This is a genomic window from Kitasatospora sp. NPDC051914, assembly GCF_040680995.1.
Lineage (GTDB): Bacteria > Actinomycetota > Actinomycetes > Streptomycetales > Streptomycetaceae > Kitasatospora.
Genome location: NZ_JBFAXX010000018.1, coordinates 49,870 through 69,907, shown reverse-complemented (window position 1 = coordinate 69,907; position 20,038 = coordinate 49,870). Strand labels below are relative to the sequence as shown.

At 71.6% G+C, this 20,038-nt stretch carries 9 protein-coding genes, 1 tRNA gene and 2 pseudogenes; 3 read left to right on the top strand and 9 right to left on the bottom strand.

Translation table 11 applies throughout. The annotated features are described in order from the left end of the window. Positions 1–114: 114 nt before the first annotated feature. Positions 115–2,538 (top strand): SpoIIE family protein phosphatase, encoded by a 2,424-nt coding sequence (locus AB0M03_RS14275; RefSeq protein WP_363491699.1) that lies wholly within the window; start codon positions 115–117, stop codon positions 2,536–2,538. Positions 2,539–2,757: 219 nt separating this feature from the next. Here AB0M03_RS14275 and AB0M03_RS14270 read toward each other — a convergent pair whose 3' ends face one another. Next, entirely contained in the window at positions 2,758–2,850 is a 93-nt protein-coding gene (locus AB0M03_RS14270) for a hypothetical protein (protein ID WP_363491697.1), read from the bottom strand. A 471-nt stretch (positions 2,851–3,321) separates the two neighbouring features. Here AB0M03_RS14270 and AB0M03_RS14265 point away from each other — a divergent pair, with 471 nt between their 5' ends. Then, positions 3,322–4,494, top strand: a complete 1,173-nt coding sequence (locus tag AB0M03_RS14265) for a peptidase M6 (RefSeq protein WP_363491695.1) — start codon at positions 3,322–3,324, stop codon at positions 4,492–4,494. 86 nt (positions 4,495–4,580) lie between these two features. On the opposite strand, the gene AB0M03_RS14260 is transcribed toward AB0M03_RS14265, so the two are convergent. From AB0M03_RS14260 to AB0M03_RS14230, 7 genes and pseudogenes are all read right to left on the bottom strand, one after another. Further along, complete coding sequence (locus AB0M03_RS14260; protein WP_363491693.1) at positions 4,581–7,514, bottom strand: AAA family ATPase; 2,934 nt, start codon at positions 7,512–7,514, stop codon at positions 4,581–4,583. A 125-nt stretch (positions 7,515–7,639) separates the two neighbouring features. After that, on the bottom strand, positions 7,640–8,044 hold the full coding sequence (locus AB0M03_RS14255) for an ATP-binding protein (protein WP_363491691.1): 405 nt from the start codon (positions 8,042–8,044) through the stop codon (positions 7,640–7,642). 639 nt (positions 8,045–8,683) lie between these two features. Then, a complete protein-coding gene (locus tag AB0M03_RS14250; RefSeq protein ID WP_363491689.1) occupies positions 8,684–9,655 on the bottom strand; it encodes a pyridoxal-phosphate dependent enzyme in 972 nt (323 codons plus the stop codon). Positions 9,656–9,908: 253 nt separating this feature from the next. Then, a pseudogene (locus tag AB0M03_RS14245) lies at positions 9,909–10,028 on the bottom strand (family 1 glycosylhydrolase); the annotation flags it as partial. A gap of 336 nt (positions 10,029–10,364) precedes the next feature. Next, the gene (locus AB0M03_RS14240) at positions 10,365–14,378 is read right to left on the bottom strand and encodes a hypothetical protein (RefSeq protein WP_363491687.1); all 4,014 of its coding nucleotides are present in this window, start codon (positions 14,376–14,378) and stop codon (positions 10,365–10,367) included. A 146-nt stretch (positions 14,379–14,524) separates the two neighbouring features. After that, a tRNA-Trp gene (locus tag AB0M03_RS14235) sits at positions 14,525–14,597 on the bottom strand. Between the two features lie 498 nt (positions 14,598–15,095). Beyond that, positions 15,096–15,618, bottom strand: a pseudogene (locus AB0M03_RS14230) (LysR substrate-binding domain-containing protein); the annotation flags it as partial. Between the two features lie 334 nt (positions 15,619–15,952). On the opposite strand from AB0M03_RS14230, the gene AB0M03_RS14225 reads away from it, so the two are divergent. Further along, positions 15,953–18,424 carry a SpoIIE family protein phosphatase gene (locus tag AB0M03_RS14225; RefSeq protein WP_363491685.1) on the top strand — a complete coding sequence of 824 codons (2,472 nt, stop codon included), beginning with the start codon at positions 15,953–15,955 and terminating at the stop codon, positions 18,422–18,424. 343 nt (positions 18,425–18,767) lie between these two features. Here AB0M03_RS14225 and AB0M03_RS14220 read toward each other — a convergent pair whose 3' ends face one another. Then, positions 18,768–20,036, bottom strand: a complete 1,269-nt coding sequence (locus tag AB0M03_RS14220) for an ROK family protein (RefSeq protein WP_363491684.1) — start codon at positions 20,034–20,036, stop codon at positions 18,768–18,770. Positions 20,037–20,038 lie beyond the last annotated feature (2 nt).

The window sequence follows — 20,038 nt, the reverse complement described above, 5'->3', positions numbered from 1 at the left end:
CGCGCATCCTCGGGCAGCGCTTCACGTCGTGACATGCCCACCCGGAGCAGCATGTCCGGTCGCCGCTGCCGATCTCGGCAAGTCGGGTGATCCGCCCTCGGTGATACTGGCGATATGGACGTACCGGTGCCCGCGATCGGCGAGGCTCCTGAGGATCCGTTCACAGTGAGCCGTTCGGCGTGGGCGGTCCTGGACGACCGTGGCAGGGTCGTCGGCTGGAGCGAGCGGGCCGAGGCCCTGCTCGGTTACCGGCCCGGCGAGGCGCTCGGTCGCGCGGCCGCCGAGTTCCTGGTCCACCCCGCCGATCGGGACGCCGTGCTGACCGCGGTCGCGGAGTGTGAGCGCGAGCGCGGCTGGTACGGGGTGCTGCCGGTGCTGCACCGGAGCGGCCGCAGGGTGGAGCTGGGGTTCCGGGCACGTACCGTGACGCGGGTCGACCTACGTTCCGAGTGGTTCCTGGTCGCAGCGCCCGCCGAGGAGGTGGCCCAGTGGGAGGCGGACCGATCGGTACTCGACGGCCTGTTCCGGCGCTCCCCGATCGGCCTGGCGGTGCACGCCCCCGACCTGAGCATCCTGCGGGTCAACAGGGCGATCGCCCGGTTCAGCGAGGTCCCGGTCGAGCAGCACCGCGGCCGGCGGATAGGTGACTTCCTGATCGGTCCCGACATGGAGACGGTCGAGGAACGGCTGCGACGGGTCCTGGAGACGGGCGAGCCGCTGATCTTCACCGAGCAGCCCTGTCGGGTCCGGCGGGATCCCGGCCGTGAGCGCATGGTGGCGATCTCGGCCTTCCGGATGCAGGACCCCTCGGGCCGGGTCCTCGGGGTCACCGAGACGGTGGAGGACGTCACCGACCGCCACCGGGCCCGGCGCCGCCTGTCGCTGCTCAACCGAGCGAGTACCCGGATCGGCACCACCCTGGACGTGGCGCAGACCGCTCGGGAACTGGCCGACGTCGCGGTCCCCGATCTGGCCGACGCCGTCATGGTGGACCTTCTGGAGCCCGTGATCCGGGGCGAGGAGCCCGTCCAGGCATCCGGGCCGATGCGCAGGGCGGCGGTCCAGGCGGTCGTACCGGGGGCGCTCAAGGTGATGTACCCGGTCGGCGAGGTCTTCTCCTTCGATCGCCGCACGCCGCAGGCCAAGTGCCTGATCGAGCAGTCGCCGGTCGTCGAATTCGAGCTGGAGAGCAGCCCCGGCTGGTACTTCCAGGACCCGGAGCGCTCCAGGCGTGCTGTCGCCCTGGGGGCCCACTCGCTCATCGTGGTGCCGCTGATCGCCCGCGGCCTGATCCTGGGCATCGTCAGCCTGTGGCGGGCCCGGCGGCCCGAAGCGTTCGAGGAGGACGACCTCACGCTCGCCGAGGAGTTCGCGGCCCGCGCCGCCGTCTGCATCGACAACGCCCGCCGTTTCACCCAGGAGCACCGAGCGGCGCTGACCCTGCAGCGCAGTCTGCTGCCCCACGGACTGCCCGAGCACCGTGCCGTCGAAGTCGCCCATCGCTATCTGCCGGCCGATCCGGCCGCGGGCATCGGCGGCGACTGGTTCGACGTGATCCCGCTCTCCGGCGCCCGCGTCGCCCTGGTCGTGGGCGACGTGGTCGGCCACGGCCTGCACGCCGCAGCCACCATGGGCCGACTGCGCGCCGCCGTCCACACCTTGGCCAACCTGGACCTCGCGCCGGACGAGGTCCTCTCCCATCTGGACGATTTGGTGAACCGCCTCGCCGATGAGCAGGAGATGGCCGACGGAGGTTCGCAATCGCAACAGATCGTCGGCGCGACCTGCCTCTACGCGGTGTACGACCCCGTCGCCGGGCAGTGCACGTTGGCACGGGCCGGCCACCTGCCGCCTGCGGTGGTGACTCCGGACGGCCGCTTCAGCCTTCTCGACCTACCCGCCGGACCGCCTCTGGGCCTGGGCGGGCTGCCCTTCGAGGCCGCAGAGCTGCAGCTCGCGGAAGGCAGCCTGCTGGCGCTGTACACCGACGGGCTCGTCGTGGCCCGGGACCGCGATCTCGACACCGGGCTGCAGCGGCTGCGCGAGGCACTGTGCCGGCCCGCCCAGCTCCTCGAGGAGACCTGCACGGCGGTGGAGGACGCCCTGCTGCCGAAGTTCTCCCACGACGACGTCGCGCTGCTCATCGCCCGTACCCGGGTGCTGGCGGCGGAGAACGTGGCCTCCTGGGAGTTGCCCGCAGAGCCCACCGCCGCCGCCCGGGCCCGCCGGTTGACCACCTCCACGCTGGCGGAGTGGGGGCTCGACGAGCTGGCCTTCATCGCCGAACTGACCGTCAGCGAGCTGGTCACCAACGCCTACCGCTACGGCGGGGCACCGGTGATCCTGCGGCTGATCCGCGACCGCGTCCTGATCTGCGAGGTCTCCGACGGCAGCAGCACCTCACCCCACCTGCGGCGCGCCCGCATGACCGACGAGGGCGGGCGCGGTCTCTTCCTGGTCGCCCAGCTCACGGAACGCTGGGGTACCCGCTACGCCCGGGACGGCAAGACCGTGTGGACCGAGCTGCCGCTGCCGTAGCCAGGACCGAAGTGACTTCGGCCCCACGCAGGACACGCTGCAAGCAGGCATGGACCGCACAACGACGAAGAGCCCGGGGCCGGACGAACCTGCCGGGTGGTCGTTCGGTCCGGCCGGAATCTCCGTCTACCGTCCTGCCACAGCGGACGACCGGAAGCCGACCCACTTCGGGGCAGGCGATGCCGATCCGCTTCGCCTCGTCCCGGAAGAGCGCCTGGCCTACCTCCGATGCCTCGCCCGGTGGGCGGCGATCACGTCCCGGCACCAAGCGTACAAGGCCTTCGGGGTGCGTTTCTGCGTCTCGAAGTCCACGTGGACGAGGCCGAAGCGCTGCTGGTAGTCCTCGGCCCGCCGGACACCCTGTCATCCTCTGCAGGCCCACACGTCCCGCGGGCGCCGCCGTCCACGCCGCTCCGACGGGACTCCCCGAGCGCCTGCGCGAGGGGCCAGCGGGGACGGAAAGACCGGCTGCCCCTCCGTCAGCCCGCGGTCAGGGCAGGGGCGTCGGCAGAGCGGCGAGCCGAACTCGGTCGGATCACGCGCGGGGATCACGGTGTGCGACCGTCAATTTCTCGCGTACTCGCGGTTTTTCGGACTCCGCATTGTTCCCGTGGCGTCGGGAAGGGAGGGTGCGCGTGAGCCGTTCCGGCAGTCCCGGGAGCCACTGATGACCAGCGCCGCCGTACCGTCGGCCGCTTGTCCGGGATCGGGGCCGGCGGCCGGAAGCCCGAACACCCCACTTCCCCCACAAAAAGGCACGCCATGCGCTTTTCGATCCACCGGATGCGGCGCCCGCTCCCCGTTCTCCTCGCCGCCCTGCTCCTGGCTCTGCTCGCCCTGACCACAGTGCCCGCCCAGTCTGCCCATGCCGTCAACGGCAGTACGTCGCCGTGCGCGCTCCGGGGGCAGGGAGCCGGTCTCAACGCGGGCCAGAACACCGACTACACCCAGTTCCAGAACCCCATCGGCACCAAGAACATCGGCGTGGTGTACGTCGACTTTCCCGACATGGCCGGCGCCGGCAGCGTCGCCGACTACTACAACGTCCTGTCCCCGGCGGCCAATTGGATGTGGAACGCCTCGTACGGCAAGACCTGGCTGAACATGCAGGCACCGGTGAACGCGTGGGTCCGGATGCCGTCCACCTCCAACAGCTACGGCTTCCCCAGCCCCACCTACCAGCAGCACACCCAGTACGTGACCGACGCGCTGACGGCCGCCGCGGGCGCCGGCGCCAACCTGGCCGCGTACGACATGTTCTACATCGTCCCGACCGCGTACTCCCGGATCAGCCGCTCCTCCGCCTGGTCCTGGAGCCCGTCCAGCCCGGTCGTCATCAGGGGCACCTCACTCCACTGGGTGGCAACGTTCGGTACGGACATGTGGAACTGGGGCTATAAGGAAGTCGGCCACGAGACCGCGCACTCCTTCGGAGCGCCCGACCTGTACGCCTACAGCGGCGATCAGTTCCAGTACACCGGCGGCTGGGACCTCATGGGCAGGATCAGCGGCTGGGGACCCCAGTACTTCGGCTGGCTCACGTGGAAGTTCGGCTGGATCGGCGACAACCAGGTGGTCTGCGTGTCCCAGTCGGGAACCCAGAACACCGCCACCTTGAACGGGGTGGAGTACACCGGCGGTTACAAGCTCCTGGTGGTGAGGACCGGCGGTACCACCGCGTACGTCGCCGAGGCCCGGAGGAAGGCCTACAACGACTCCAGCGCCTGCTCGAGCGGTGTGCTCATCTACAAGGTCGACACCTCCGTCGCGACCGGCCAGGGCCCGATCCGGGTCGTGGCCAACCCCAACGCCCCGGCGCCACCGACTGGTTGCACCACGCTGGACATGGCCGCCTGGCAACCCGGCCAGACCTTCTACGACCCCGCCTCGAACGTCCGGTTCACCGTCCAGTCCGCCGATGCCTACAACAGCAGGGTGAACGCCATCAAGTGGTGACCTGATGCGCGGAACCTTCCGGCCGTCGGGTGACCCGCCCGACGGCCGGGAATCACCGGCCTCTGCCGCCGGCGAAGAGGGAAGGCCTACCCGGGTGGCCCGTCGTGGCCCGACGGCGAAGCCTTCGACCCGGTTCGGGGGTCGGCCGACGATGCCGCCCCGACGGGCGTCCGAATGGCCTTCCGGGTGGTACCCAGCTTCCTGAGCACGTGGGCCACGTGCGCCTCGACCGTGCGCGGCGAGAGGAACAGCGTTTCGGCGATGGCCTGGTTGGTGGCACCCACGACCAGCAGGTCGGCCACCTGCTGCTCACGGGGGGAGAGCCGGTCCCCGTATCCGCGGCGGCCGGGTGAGGAAGGCCGGGCGAGACCGAGTTCGCGCAGGAGGTGCTGGCAGCGGGCGGCGTCGCCGGTGGCACCGAGCCGCGTGTAGGTGTCGACGGCCTCGCCGAGGTGGGCGGCGGCGTCCTCCGGACGGACGCCGGCCAGGGCACGACCCCGGCGCGCGGCGGCGCCCGCGGTCTCGTACGGGCGGCCGATGTCGCGCCACCTGTCACGGGCTCGCGCGAAGCACTCGGCGGCGGCCTCCGGTTCGGCCTCCTGGAGCAGAAGACCCCGGACGGATTCGAGTTCGGCACTCGCGCCGGGCGCGTCCCGGCCGACCAGTCCGTGCTCGACGTCGTCGACGAGCTGTTCGGCGGCCCGGCGGTCACCGCGGGCCAGCGCGGCCTCGACGGCCACCGGGACCAGACCGGTCGCGCGGGCCCAGGCGGCGGCACGGCGCAGCCTCGCCACAGCGGGCGCAGCGATCGCCCAGGCGTCCTCGGCGGCGCCCTCGGCCAGCCGGAGCCCGGCCAGCCCGGCGGCGGCCCGCAGCGCCGAGGTCACCTGGGACTCCCGTGCCCCCATCTCGGCTGCGGCGGTGAGGTGTTCGGATGCCCTGGTACGCCGACCGCGGGCGGTGGCCAAGTGGCCGATGAGCAGTGCCTGCTCCACGCCGGCCATGGCGATGCCCGGGTACTCGGTGCTGAGCGCGGCAAGGCGCTCCTCCAGGCCGACCCAGTGGCCGGCCAGCAGCTCCAGGCGCAGCAAGGCGATCCGGCTGTAGCACTCCAGGTACGGGACACTGCTGCGCCGCGCCAGCTGCCGACTTTCCGTCAGGAGGTCTGCGGCGTGGCGGTCGTGGCCGAGCTCGATGGCGATCTCGCCGACGTTGTAGAGCGCCCGGACGGTCTGGCGCAGCACCGCGACGTCATCGCCCTGCCGGGGCAGCTCCTCCAACAGCTTCCAGACGGCCGGGTCGCCGTTCCTGGCCACCAGGGTCAACCGGGTGGCGCGGACCATGGCCCGCGTCGCCTCGGAGTCCTCCACGAGGGTCTGCTCGGCCCGGTCGATCCAGTCCCGTGCCCGGCCGGAGGCCCCGTTCTGCTCGTTCATGGCCAGCGCGACCATCGCCCGGGCGGCCCGCTCCGGACGAGTCGCCAATTCGTCGACAGCACACTCGAGTTCCTGGAATCCAGCCCGATCACCGGCGTGGGTGATCACGAGCAGGCCGAGCGCCAGGCGGATCTCGCCCCGGGTGGCGACGGGAAGCCTCGGATCGGCGAGGATGCGTCGGAGCACGGCGGCATTGGCAGTGTAGTCCACTCCGTTGACGGCGATCCGGGCGAGCGCCAGGGCGGTGCGTGAGCGCAGGTCGTCCGCGAGGCGCGGCTGTTGGAGGATCCGGTGCAGCAGCGTGGCAGCCGTGCCCGCGTCGCCGAGCGCGACGGCCTGGTCCGCGGCGGCCTCCGCCCGGCGGAGCCAGGCCTCGTGGTCGCCCACCGCGTGGGTGTGGTGGGCGATCTGTACCAGCGGGGCGGGAACCCGGGTCTCCAGTTCCGCAATGGCCCTGCGGTGGAGGCGGTTGCGTTCGGGGCCGGGGACTCGCCAGTAGGCGACCTGCTGGGCGAGGACGTGGCGGAAGGTGTAGCGGTCCGAGCCCGCCTCTCGGAGTACGGCGGCGTGCAGCGTCTCGATGAGGGCCCGGGCACCCTCCTGCGGGTCGAGCCCGGCAAGCCGGGTGAGCAGTGCCTCGGTGGCGGGGACGGCCAGCACGGCTGCGGCGTCGACGATCGCGGCGGCGGCGGTGGACAGGGAGGCGAGCCTCTCGGTGACGGCGTCGCGCAGCCCCTGCGGGATCTCGGCGCGCTCCAGTTCCGCGGCGAAGTCCGGCCCGGTCGCGTCCTGCCGGCCGTGCTCGGCCAGCGTGATCAGATCCTCCTCGGCGACCAGCGGCAGTCCCTCGCTTCGCGCGAACAGACGGGCGCAGAGCTCCGGGGTGGCGTCCGCGCCGAGCGCCGCAGTGGCGAGCTCCTGGACGTCCTGTTCGGACAGCGGGGTGAGGCGGAGCAGGGCTCCGTTGGTCCCGGGCGGGTGGCGGTAGGCGGCGCCGAGCACGCGGGTGTCGGTCGGCAGGTCCTCGGCACGGTAGGTGAGGACCAGACCGAGCTGTTCGGGCTGGTCGCGGGCGAGGAGCAGCAGCAGGTCGCGGGTGGCGTCGTCGACCCAGTGCAGGTCCTCGACCACCAGGAGGGTCGGTCCGAGGGCGTCGAGGAAGGAGGCGACGGCTTGTACCAGTTGGTGCCGCTGGGTGCGTGCGTCCTCGGGGCGGGGCGGCGGGTCGGGCAGCCGGTCGGCCAGGTCCGGGAGCAGCGGGGCCAGCGCGCCTGCCGTCCGGGGCAGGCCGGCCGTGGGGAGGAATCGGCCGGCCTTGCGCAGCGCGTCCACGACCGGGCCGTACGGGTAGGGCTCCCGGAGCGGATGGCAGTGGCCGGTGAGCACGCGGTGACCTTCGGCGGTCAGGACCGAGGCCGCCTCGTGGACCAGCCGGGACTTGCCGATCCCGGCCTCGCCCTCGACCAGAACCACGGCCGGCGGGTGCCGGGCGGCAGCAAGCAACAGGCCCAGCTCCCGCTGCCGGCCGACGAGCGGGAACGTTCCTCCGAGGGCCGCAGCGCCGGGCCCGATGACCCGTGCCACACGATCACCTTTTCTCGCTACTCTGCCTCCTACTCTCACGCTGGATCCGCCTCGGCGGCAAGCCTTCGACCGGCCCTCCCGGGCAGGATGTCACCGGGGCCGTAGGGGACGGCGCCGGTGGGGCGTCACGACCCGGGCAGCACCGGGAGTAGTTTCGCGGTCACCTGAGTCCCGAGGGTCGAACACCACACCCGGAGGCTCGCCGCATGCGCCTCGACCAGCCGGAGGCCACGACCGTCGCAGGCCTCTCCGTCCTCGGGCTGACGCGGGGAGGCCGAGCCCTGCGGTGGAACCGTCGGTCGGCGCTGCCGCCACCGCCCGGCATCCCTGACCTGCACGGTGAGCGTGCGGCCGTGCACGGTGAGCAGCAGGGCCAGGTCCGGACTGCCACTGTGCCGCACCACGTTGCTGGAGAGCTCCGTGACGACGAGCGCCAGAGCCTCGTCCATGGATTCGTGCAGGTTCCACCGCTGCGCCATCGCCCCGGCGAACCGCCGCAGCGCGGGCACCGATTCGGCGCTCGCGGCCATGACACACGCGGCCGACCTGGCTGGAGGACCGGCTGTCCGGCCCGGCAGGCCGGGGCCGGGGGTGGTGCGGCGGAGGGGATCGGTACTGATCATCAGTGACTCCCGAAGCTGCTGGGACCGTCCTCTGCACGTCACGCTCCCTTCCCGGGGCCGCCGAAACAATGCGGTATCGGGAAACCGCGGGTACCCGACAAATCCGCCGATTGCCGGGTGGCCGAACCCGTACGGCGATCACGCGATCCCCGGCAACGACCCGCGCGCGGCGGAAGCGCACGAGAAGATCGCCAGGGCGGAGCGCGCCTGCCGGCCGGCGGGGCACGAGAGGAACCCGACGCGGGGCACGCAGATCGCGGTCGACGTGAAGGTCGAGACCCTCGTCGACCTTCAGCGGACGGTAGGCGGCACCACCTCGTGCACGGGCCGGTTCCGGGCGGCCCTCCAGCGGGAGATGGACAGCGCCAGGCAGCCCGAGCCGTCGGCGCGGTGATGCCCCCCACCGGGACCGGCGCCGTCGGCGTCCGGCCACGGCCGGATTCCTCCCGGCACCCGAGGGCCCGGGTCATCGGCCAGTCCCTTTTTCGCCCGACCGGAGTTGCTCACCGATCATGGCAGCCCTCCGACAGACAGTGATCCGCTCGCTCACCGCCTCGGGCCGTGGGTGTTCAGGAACAGTACCGGGCCGTCCAGATCGGCAGTCAGTGCTGCGGCGAACGCCTTGGCGGTGTACACGGGGTCCAGCCGCAGTCCGGTGGCCGCGGCGACATTCGCAGCGGCGCCGGCCTCGGGCGTGGGGTGGCCGTAACCGTTGCCCAGGTAGGCACGGGTCGAGGCGAGCCGCAGCGGTGGAATGTCGAATGCCGCTCCGCGCTTGCGCAGCACAGTCGCGGCCCGGTCGGCGAGCCGAGTCAGATCGCTCGCGGCGAGCGGCAGGGTGTCGTTGACCACGACCCCGAGCACCTGCGACCGCAGTCCGGCCAGTGCGCAGCCCAGTGCCAGACCCGCGGCGGTCCCGCCCGAGCCCACGGCGGTGACGATGTGCAGGGGCTCCGGCAGTTCGCCCGCGGCCACCTGCTCCCCGAGTTCCAGTCCCGCCTCGACGTAGCCGAGCACGCCGATCGGTGCGGAGCCGCCGGCGGGCAGGTAGTGGGGCAACCGCAGTCGGTGTGCGTGTCGCAGGAACAGCCACGGTGCGGCGGCGATCGTCAGCCGCTTGGTGCGGGTGAAGTGGATGGTCGCGCCGGACGACCGCAACCTGCGCTGCTGCTCGCACACATGCGTGTTCCCGGGCTGGTCGATGAGGGCGAGGACGGTGTCGATGCCGAGTTCGCGTGCGTACAGCGTTGCCGCCAGGCCCCAATTCGTCCCGGTCGCGCCGACGGTCAGGATGGTGCGCGCCCCGCGACGTCTCACCTCGGGCAGGAGCCACTCCAGCTTGCGGACCTTGTTGCCGCCCCAGCCGCCTGAGCCGTAGCCGCTCTCGTCCTTGCACCACAGGTCGTTGCGGGTGGTCCCGGTGAGTTCTCGCACCGGAGTGGGGCCGTCCCCGAGTCGGAGGAACGGCAGGGTTCGCTCAAGTTCGGGACAACGCCCGTGCAGCAGTGCCGTGTTCATACGTCTCCCAGAACGCGACGGATGTAGGCACCGGCGAACCGCCCGTCGGGGTCGAGCCGCCGGTGAACCCGCCTGGAAGCTGTCCCGTTCGGGGTACCGCACCCGCAGCGGCGTCGTGAGGATCCGGTCGGAGCGGTCGATCCGGTGCTTCCTACGGCGATGACGATTCGATCGGCCGGTGGGACTGCTTCGCGATGCCCCCGCCGAAGCTGGATCAGAACTGGGCGCGTGTCACGCCGGTCCGTGATGTCAACTACGCTTCCTTCCTCGCTCGATGAGCAGTAATCAGATCGCGGCACCAGGCATAGGAGGCCTTGGGGGTGCGCCGCTGGGTCTCGAAGTCGACGTGGACCAGGCCGAAGCGCTGGTGGTAGCCCTCAGCCCGTCGAACAGGCTGTCATTATGGCAAAGCCCTTACCGTGAGTCACCAGTGGTTCTCAAGTCGGATGTCTGGTGACGGAGTTACGAACAACAGTTAGGCCTTGTCCGCCCGACACGTGACCAGCGACGGCCTTGGTCGTCGGCCAGGGCATGGGGGTGGGAAGCACGCGGTGATCTGCCTGATGCGGGGATACGCCGGCCTGAACCAGATCCACCACGCCCCGGCGTGCCATCAGATGATCAAGCATCCGACAACGTGACGGAGCCCTGAAAAGCACGCTGCCGCGCCGTCCTGGTCGGGCGGCGCGGCAGTCGGTACCGATCGGGATCAGGACGCGAAGTAGCCGTTCAGGTCGGCGATCACGTGGGCGTCACCCCAGGCGTTGGCGAAGGTCACCCGGCCGTCCACGACCGGGACCACCACCAGGTTGGGGACGGTCCGGCCGGCCGTGTAATTGAGGTTGGAGACCCCCGGCCGGTCGATTCCGTGCGGGTAGACGGTCAGGTAGCTGCTCTGGGTCGGGTCGGTGACCGTGACGTTCAGCACGACGGCGGTCACGCCGGTCGCCGGAACGCCCGCCACCCCGGACAACTGGATGCTGACCAGGCCGCCCTGGCCGACCGCGCCGGCCCGGGCCCCGATGCCCCGCCTGGTGTCCAGAAGCCGGACCGGGCCGGCGGCTGAGTACGTCGACCCGGTGGCCGAGTAGTAGCCGGTGACGTCGGCGACCAGGTCGACCGAACCCCAGGCGTTGCGCAGGTCGACCTTCCCGTTCACGACGGGGACCACCACCAGGTTGGGGACGATCTGGCCGGCCGTGAAGTTGAGGTTCGAGACCCCCGGCACCGCCTGGCCGTCCGGGTAGACGGTGACGTAACCGGCGCCCGTCGGGTTCACCGCGGTCACGTTCATCACCACCGCGGTCACCCCGGTCGCCGGGATGCCCTTCACACCTGCCACCTGCAGCGGCACCACACCGCCCTGGCCGACCCGCGCCTTCGGGGCACCGATGCCCTCACGGGTGTCCAGGAACCGCGACGGCGTGATCGGGGTCAGCGCGGACCCGGTGCTGCCATCGGTGTAGTAGCCGGTGACGTCGGCGACCAGGTCGACCGAACCCCAGGCGTTGCGCAGGTCGACCTTCCCGTTGGCGACCGGCACGGTCACCAGGTTGGGGACGATCTGGCCGGCCGTGAAGTTGAGGTTCGAGACCCCCGGCACCGCCTGGCCGTCCGGGTAGACGGTGACGTAACCGGCGCCCGTCGGGTTCACCGCGGTCACGTTCATCACCACCGCGGTCACCCCGGTCGCCGGGATGCCCTTCACACCTGCCACCTGCAGCGGCACCACACCGCCCTGGCCGACCCGCGCCTTCGGGGCACCGATGCCCTCACGGGTGTCCAGGAACCGCGACGGCGTGATCGGGACGAGCCGACTCTTGGCCGGGTTCGCCGCGGCCGTCACGGTGTACGCCTTCGGGAAGTAGCCCGGCGAGGGCGTCCCCTGGGTGTAGCCGACGCCGTCCAGCACCACGTCGTACATGCCCGCCGTCAGACCGTTGGTGTCGACCAGCACGTTGAGCTCGGTGCCGTCGGCGCTGACCGAGACCGGCTTCATGACCGGCTGGTTGCCGTCCCAGCTCTCGCTGCGGGCCAGCTTCACCTTGGTACCCAGGGTGAGGCCGGTGCCGTGGACGACAGCCTGGGTCAGCGTGCCGGCGGCGCCGGTCGCGGGGCTGACCCCGTCCAGCTGCGGGCCCGCCTGACGAGTGCAGCCGGAGTCGCAGACACCCTGCATGCTGTACTCGACCGGCGTCGCCACCTTGGCGGCACTCAGGACCAGGACTGCCTGGCCTGCCACGGAACTGCTGGTGGCCTGGCACCGGGCGCCGAACGTGCCGTACGAACCGTTGCACTGGTACGTGAGGTTGCGGTCCACCCAGTCGGTGTTTCCGGCCACAGTCAGGTACGGGTTCTCCACACCGGTGGCGCTCGCGGTGCCGACGACGTTGAAGGCCTGGTTGGGCTTCATGTCGACCACGGCGCAATAGGCGGTCGAGGACTCGGTCAGCACCCCGCTGCGCAGCGGGAAGCCGTCGACCGAGATCTTGTTCCCCGCGCACTCCGGCGCCCAGCCTTCCGCCGTACCGACCTTCCAGGTGTCCACATTGGTGTGGATGGTGCTGCCGTTGTACCCGGAGGCCAGCACGATCACCACGTAGGAGGTCGATCCGGTGACCCGACAGGCGATGCCCCACTGGGTGCAGACGAACTTGCCGTTGGCGTCGACGACCATGAGGAGTGTGGAGGGGTCGTAGCGCGAGCCGAGGGTCCGCGCGCTGAACCAGAACCTGTCCGTGGCAGAGCCGGTGACCCGGATGCAGCGGGAGTCCAGCGCCGAGGTCAGGTCGAACGGCATGGACGGTCCGCCGACCTTCATCGAGGACGGAGTCGGGCAGGTCGCCGTCGGCGAGAGGTCGCGGCGCACCAGCTTGTAGGTGTCCGTGGCCTGCCAACCGGCTCCCACCAGCATCGCCGTGTACGGGACACCGGCAGTGAACGCACAGCTGCCGGTGGAGCTACCGCCGATGTTCGTGCAGGTCGGCGCGTTGCCCGCCGCGTCGGCGAACTGAATCGAGGCGTACGCCTGGTTCTTGGTGTTGGTGTAGTCGTACATCTCGGCGGTGGAGTGCTGGTCGGCCGGCAGGCTCAGGCAGGCCTGCTGGACGTCCGCCGTCAGCGCGATCTCCGCACCCCAGGCGCCGCCGAACTTCGACTGCGGCCAAGTGGCGCACCCGGCCGCCTCGCCGGTCCGGTTGATCACCAGCTGGTAGGCCTTGGCCGGCGTCCCGCGCAGCACCGCGCGGAACGGAGCGGTGCCGGTCAGTTTGCAGACGGCGTACGAGCGGCCCCCGTTGTCGCACTGCTTGGCGCCGTTCGCGTCGTCGACCTCGACGGCGACGCCGGTGCCGTCGGCCGGCGGCCGGTCGAGCAGGTACAGGCCCTTCCCGGCGGCGGTCGGCAGAGTCAGGCAGAGCTGCTGCCCGGGCCCGCCGAACGTGCCCTTGGCCGCGCCGGACACCAGACCGTTGTCAGCGGTCGCGGTGCAGCCGCGGGTCTCCGTGGCCGAGTGGAAGGCCATGCCGAACGCACCGGCGTCGACGACCTCCGGATCGACCGCCCAGGTGTAGTCGCCGGCGGCGAGGTCGCAGGACCCCGTCGCACACCCCCCGGCGGTCAGCGGAGTGCCGTCGGTCTTGAACAGCCCGCCGGAGGGGGCCGTGACGGCCGACGCCGAATTGAAGGAGTAGTGGGAGGCCGCCGGCACCCGCAGGGTGCGGCAGCGCGCGGTGGCCGTGAGGTCCGGCGAGTCGCCGTACGCCTGCGGCTCCACCGTCACGCATCCCTCCGGGGTGGAGAGCCGTGCCGCGGTGTAGTCATAGGTCTCGGCCCCGCCGAAGACCGGCTGGACGGTCAGCCGGAACGGCGCCGTGCCGGTGAGCGTGCAGTCGAAGCTGGTGCGCTGGTCGTACTGCGTGTTGCAGAGGCTCGCACCGGTCGCGTCGTAGACGGTCTGGACGACCCGGAACGAGGAGCTGTGGCTGCGCAGCACCTCGCCGGCCGCCATGTTCAGGTCGTAGCAGTCGGCCGCCATGCCGAGCGGCAGCGAGCCGTGGAAGACGGTCGGGGCCGCGAGGGTACGGTCGGCGGCGTTGACACCCTTGCAGCCGCTCGTGGAGAGCAGCGGAACGTACGAGACCGCGATGGCGGTCCGCAGGCTGTCGTTGCTCCTCACTTCCAGGGTGTGGATGCCGGCCTGGCCAGTGGGGCAGCGCAGCCAGCCGTTCGAGCTGACGCCGGGCCTGTCGCAGGTCACGGCGGTTCCGTCCGGAGCCACCAGTGAGGGGTGGATCGAGTAGGACGTCGAGCTGACCTGGACGAGGACAAGGTCCTTCTGCTTGAGCGTCACCGGGAAGGAGACGGTCTGGTTCGGGTCGATCGAGCAGCTGACCACGGTCTGCGGGTCAAGGGCCGCCGGACATGGACCGGTTGGATCGGTCTGCTGGAGCGCCCGCGCCACGGCCTCGTGCTCGGCCTTGGGGTCGAGCTTCGGCACGGCCTTCGTCTTCGGCGCGGTCTGCGGCGACGAGTCCGCGGGGGCGGCACTCGCCGCTCCGGCCGACGGGGCCGCCGCCGCGCTGTCCGGCTGCGGCGTGCTGGTGGCCGCCGGCGACGGCGCAGCCGCGTGGGCGGGGCCGGTCTGGCCGACCAGCGAGGCCAGGACGGTGAGCAGCAGGGCACCGGAGGCGATTGCGCCGCCTCTGCCCTGTCTGTGTCGCACTCTTCTGCCGAACGGCAGCAGTTTCATGAACTCCCCCCAGATGCAAACAGGCCCGACTCCCATGACCATCACAGGAGTTGCCAAGCAGGCGGAGTCTAGCGAGTCGCATACGCACCGGAAGCACCAGCACCGCCTGACGGTTTCGGCTGACCCGGCAGGACTCGAACCTGCGACACGCCGCTTTGGAGACGGCTGCTCTGCCAGCTGAGCTACGGACCAGTGCGTTGCCGAGGAATCGAACCTCGCCATCCCGGAGAGAGCAGGGGATGCAGCCCCGCTTTCACCCCAGCGCCAACGCTTGGTGGTGAGCACGATGGTAGGAAGCGCGGATCATACGGCGCGAGCGAATTACCCGGCGGGCTCGGCTCGATCGAGACGACAGCGGGCCGGCATTTCGGCGCGGGAGCGTCCGAGGCGTCTTCGGCCACAGCCTGACGGTCCCGGTCGCCGCCGGCCGCAGCACCGGCACCAGCACCAGCACCGGCAAGCAAGCCGGCCGTCGTGGCCCGTGTCTTGGGGATGTGCACCACCCGACGCGAAGCCTCGTCGACGCCGAGCCGTCCGAACAGGCTGCTGCCCCCGAGGCGACCAACCCGATCTCACCGATCCCGACCAGGAGTGCCGCCTCACCAAGCGACTGGTACTCGTAACCGATCAGCCCTGCCGGAACTCCGATATCGGTGGGCACGCAAGCGAAGCCTTGACCACGAGTTACCATCAACCTCTAACTTGGCTACCTGGCAACGGATTTGTGACTAATGCCAACCACCTGTGGCTTGTCACGCAGCCTTGGCCGGGTATTCGGTCCACTACCGGATGGGTGACTCGGTGCGTAGCGGCTGTCATTGGGTGGCCGCTCTCCTGTTGCGGCGGCCAGGCGATCACCGTTGTCACGGGCACAGCGTCCAGGACCGGCACGGCGGCGAGGTCCCGGCGCAGGTCGGCGCCGGCCGACTCGGGAATGACCACGGCGGTGCGGCCGAGCGCGATCAGCCGGAAGAGCTGTGTCGGGTTCCGTACCTCTGCACCCGGTCCTTCCGGACAGCTGCCGCCGGGACGGGGCCGGCGGGCGATCGGGAGCTCCGGCAGTGGTGACGTCGGCCATCTGGACCTGGGAGCGGCTGGCGAGCGGGTGCGAGGCCGGCAGGATCGCGACCTGTCCCTCGATGCAGAGGGCTTCGGTGTCGAGCCCGGCCGCTGAGTCGAAGGGCAGGTGCAGCAGAGCCACGTCAGCTTGCCGACGCGGTTCACGCTGAACGGCGTGGTCTGCTCCTGAGCGCCCCACGTGCTCGGCCCGCTGTGCCTCTCCGGTGCGACGGGCCGAGCGCGTCGGGGTCGGTTCGACGGGCCGTGCGGGTCGCACTCCCGCCCACCGTCCGGGTGTCGTCGTGCCTGGACGGTGAGAACCGGGTCGTTGTCCGGCGGCCGTCCGAACCGCCCCTGCCGGGCGGTCGGACGCCCCCCGCCTCGCGGGTCGCCGGGCGCAGCCTGCCGCGGGATGCTGGAAGCAGCGCCCCGATCGGTCTCGCAGCGCCATTCCGGGGCACGGCAGGAACGGAGTCGGGACACCCGCCATGGACGAAGAACCCGGCGCGGCCGCCGGAGCGGCGCCCGAGGACTTCGCGGCCGTCGTCGACGCCCGCGGAACAGTCCTGGTGTGGAGCGCCGGGGCCGAGCGGCTGCTCGGGTACCGCCCCGAGGAGGTGGTGGGCCGGCCGGCCGGCCGGCTGGTCGCCGAGAAGCTGCCGTCGGCGCTGCGGCGCCACCTGGCCGCCGGCGAGCCCTGGACGAGCGATCTGTCGCTGCGGAACCGGGACGGGGACCGGGTCGCGGTCCAGCTGCGGGGCACGCCGCTGGCGGACTCGGCCGGCCGGACCCACTGGGTCGTCACCCCGGCGGCGGTGACCTACCCCACCGGGCCCGCCGAGGCGGCGACGGCGGAACTGTGGGAGCTCACGCTCGCGCAGCTCCCGCTGCCGGTGGCGATCTACGACCAGGAGGCCCGGTTCGTGGCCTGCAACCAGGTGATGAGCCGGGCCATGGGGCTGACGCAGGAGGAGATGAGGGGCCTGACCCTGTGGGAGATCTATCCCACCCCGCCGCTGGACGAGATCGACCGCCTGCAACGGCAGGTGCTGCGCACGGGTGAGATGATCTTCCGTGAGGAGCAGCCGTTCCGGGCCTCCGGTGAGATCCGCGACCACGCCTGGTCGATCTTCATCTCCCCGCTGAAGGACCCGGCGGGCGAGGTGCTGGGGCTGTCGGCGCTGGTGATCGACATCACCGAGCAGTACTGGGCCCGGCGCCGCCTGGCGGTGCTGAACGATGCCAGCGTGCGCATCGGCGGCTCCCTGGACGTGACCCGGACGGCCGAGGAACTGGCCGAGGTGGCGGTATCGGGCTTCACCGACTACGCCACCGTCGACCTGCTGGAGTCGGTCGTCCAGGGGCACGAGCCGCAACCGGTGCCGCCCACCGTGCCGGTCGTCATGCGCCGCACCGCCCAGCGGTCGGTGCTTCCCGGGTGCCCGGAGTCGGCGGTCGCTGTGGGCGACACCGACGTCTACCCTCCCGGCTCCCCGGCGGCCCAGGCGCTGATCACCGGCCGGGGCGCCCTCTACAGCGTGGGCGACCCGCGGTTGCGCGAGTGGTTGGCGGCCTCCCCGGCCCGCGTCGAGAGCATGCGGCGGTTCAAGATCCATTCGCTGATGATGGTGCCGCTGCGCGCGCGGGGCGTCACCCTCGGCGTGATGCACCTGCTGCGGCACCGCACCGCCGATCCCTTCGGCCAGGACGATCTGGTGCTCGCCGAGGAGATCGCCGCCCGGGCGGCGCTGAGCATCGACAACGCCCGCCGCTACACCCGCGAGCGCCGTACTGCGCTCACCCTCCAGCGCAGTCTGCTGCCCGAACGCCTGCCGGGCGTGCAGGCCCTGGACCTCGCCCACCGGTACATCCCCGCCGGTGCGGGGGACGAGATCGGCGGCGACTGGTTCGACGTCATCGCCCTGTCCGGGGGCCGGGTCGCACTGGTGGTGGGCGACGTCGTCGGCCACGGCGTGCACGCCTCCGCCACGATGGGCCGCCTGCGCACCGCCGTACGGACCCTCGCCGACGTGGACTTCACGCCCGACGAGCTGCTCACCCGGCTGGACGACCTGGTCATCCGCCTCGACCGGGAGGAGGGCCCGGACGCGCGGGGTCATGCGGACGGGGCCTCCGGAGAGGTCGGCGCCACCTGCCTCTACGCCGTCTACGACCCCGTCGCCGGCCGGTGCGACCTGGCCCGCGCCGGTCACCCGCCGCCCGTCCTGGTCACCCCCGACGGCAGCGCGGAACTCGTGGACCTGCCCGCAGGGCCCCCGCTCGGCCTGGGCGGACTCCCCTTCGAGTCCGCCCGGATCGACCTCACGGAGGGCAGCCTGCTCGCCTTCTACACCGACGGCCTGATCGAGGCCCCCGACCGCGACCTCGACACCGGGCTCGACCTGCTGCGCGAAGCGCTGCGCCGCCCGGCCGCCGGCCTGGAGGAGATCTGCGAGGAAGTGCTGCGCAAGGTACGGCCCGACCCGCCGGCCGACGACATCGTCCTGCTGCTGGCCCGCACCGCCACCCTCGGCGCCCACCAGGTACGCAGCTGGCAGCTGCCGGTGGACCCGGCGGCCGTCGCCGGGGTGCGCCGGACGGCGAGCGAGCAGCTCGCTGCCTGGGGGCTGTCCGAGCTCGACTTCGCCACCGAGCTGATCGTCAGCGAGCTGGTCACCAACGCCATTCGGTACGGCGCCCCTCCCATCGAACTGCGGCTGATCCGCGCCGGCGCCCTCATCTGCGAAGTCTCCGACGGCAGCAATACCGCCCCGCACCTGCGCCGTGCCCGCATCTACGACGAGGGCGGACGCGGACTGCTGCTCGTCGCCCAGGTCGCCGAACGCTGGGGCAGCCGCCAGACCGCCCGCGGCAAGACCATCTGGGCCGAACAGGCCCTGCCGGCGGTCAGGAGCGGCGCAGCGGGATCCGCAGCTCCCGGGCCGGCAGCCCTGCGGTGACCTCCCGAACGGACAGTCCGCGGCCGGTCAGCCGCACGCCGTCCGCCGGTCACTGCCAGCGCACGCGGCGAGCGCCCGGCCCGGACTGCTCGGATTCCGTCGTCCATGCACCTCTCCGGCACCGGCGTTCGTATCGATGTCAATCCCCTGGTTTCGTAGAGGCCTTCGTCATGCGGCCGGGTCCTCCTGATGCCGGCCGGCGCGTGCTTCGCTGATGATCCGTTCGAACTCCACCGGAGGCAGTCCGTCGGCCTCGCTGTGCCTGCGGCGCGTGTTGCAGGAGTCGGCAATCCAGAGTCGCCCGGCTCCACCCGCGGCTCCTGGCCCGCCGGTCTACTACCGTTCAGGAAACGTCAGTTGGCCCGGGCACGGACGGGCTCGGCGTCGTGGGGCGGGCCTGGCGTTGCTCCGAGACACGGGTGAGCGTCTCCAGCGGTCGGGTGAGCACCTCGGAGAACGCCAGTTCCGCGGCGCCGATCAGGACGGTGTCAGCGCCGAGTTCGCTGACCCGCAGCCGAAGTTTCTCCCGTACCGCGGCAAGGGCATTGGTGTTGATCCGGCTGCGCACCTGTGCGGCGGATCCGAGGAAGACGTCCCGGAGGGTGCCGCCGAGGATGACCAGGTCCGGATCGAAGAGGTTGACGACGTTCGCGATGCCGATGCCGAGCCAGTCTCCGACGAGGTGCAGAGCCTCCCTCGCGGTGACGTCTCCGCGGTCGGCGGCGGTCACCACCGATCGCACGGCGTCGGCCCCGGTGAGGCGGCCGTCCCGGCCGGCGGCTTCCAGGAGGGCGCGCTCACCTGCCTCGGCTTCCAGGCAGCCGCGGGCACCGCAGCCGCACGGCCGTCCCCGGTACGGGTTGACGGTCATGTGGCCGACCTCGCCGGCGTATCCGCGTTCGCCGCGCAGGAGTTCACCGTCGATGATCACTCCGGCGCCGATGCCGATCTCGCCGTGGAGGTAGACGAGGTTCTGGCTTCCGCGGCCGACGCCGCGCCGGTGCTCGGCGAGCGCACCGAGATTGGCCTCGTTCGCGACGAGGACCGGGACGTCCAGGCCGAGCCGGTCGGCGAACGCACCGGCGAAGTCGACGCCCTTCCAGCCCATGTTGGGGGTGAGGCTGACCAGTCCGTCGGGGTGGCGGACGATGCCGCGTACCGCCACGACGACGCCGACGCACGAGCTGCCGGCCGGTGCGCGGGCCAGCATCTCGTGGGCGAATCCTGCGAGGATGGCGGCCACTCGCGCGGGGTCCTGCGGGTGGCCGTCGGGCCACGGGCACTCGCGACGGTCCAGGAACACGCCGCCGAGTCCGATGAGGGCTGTCGCCAGGCGCTCCACGCCCAGGTCCACCGCCAGGACGTGCACGCGGGTGGACTCCGGCCGGACGACCAGCGAGGGCCTCCCGGCCCGGCCGGTCTCCTGCGGCAACTCCTCGCGGACCAGGCCCGCGGCCGTCAGATCGCCGACCAGGCCCAGGATGGTGCTGCGGTTGAGGCCGAGCCGGGTCGCCAGGACGGCCCGCGAGGTCGGCCCGTCGAAGTGGACGAGGCGCAGCAGGGCACCCAGGTTGTGCTGGCGGACCTCTTCCTGGGAAGGACCGGCTTTCATGG

Bases quoted from the DNA above. Each gene is read 5' to 3' on its own strand.
- AB0M03_RS14250 (WP_363491689.1), bottom strand. From the start codon at position 9,655: ATGAACACGGCACTGCTGCACGGGCGTTGTCCCGAACTTGAGCGAACC.
- AB0M03_RS14220 (WP_363491684.1), bottom strand. From the start codon at position 20,036: ATGAAAGCCGGTCCTTCCCAGGAAGAGGTCCGCCAGCACAACCTGGGT.
- AB0M03_RS14255 (WP_363491691.1), bottom strand. From the start codon at position 8,044: ATGGCCGCGAGCGCCGAATCGGTGCCCGCGCTGCGGCGGTTCGCCGGG.
- AB0M03_RS14275 (WP_363491699.1), top strand. From the start codon at position 115: ATGGACGTACCGGTGCCCGCGATCGGCGAGGCTCCTGAGGATCCGTTC.
- AB0M03_RS14225 (WP_363491685.1), top strand. From the start codon at position 15,953: ATGGACGAAGAACCCGGCGCGGCCGCCGGAGCGGCGCCCGAGGACTTC.
- AB0M03_RS14265 (WP_363491695.1), top strand. From the start codon at position 3,322: ATGCGGCGCCCGCTCCCCGTTCTCCTCGCCGCCCTGCTCCTGGCTCTG.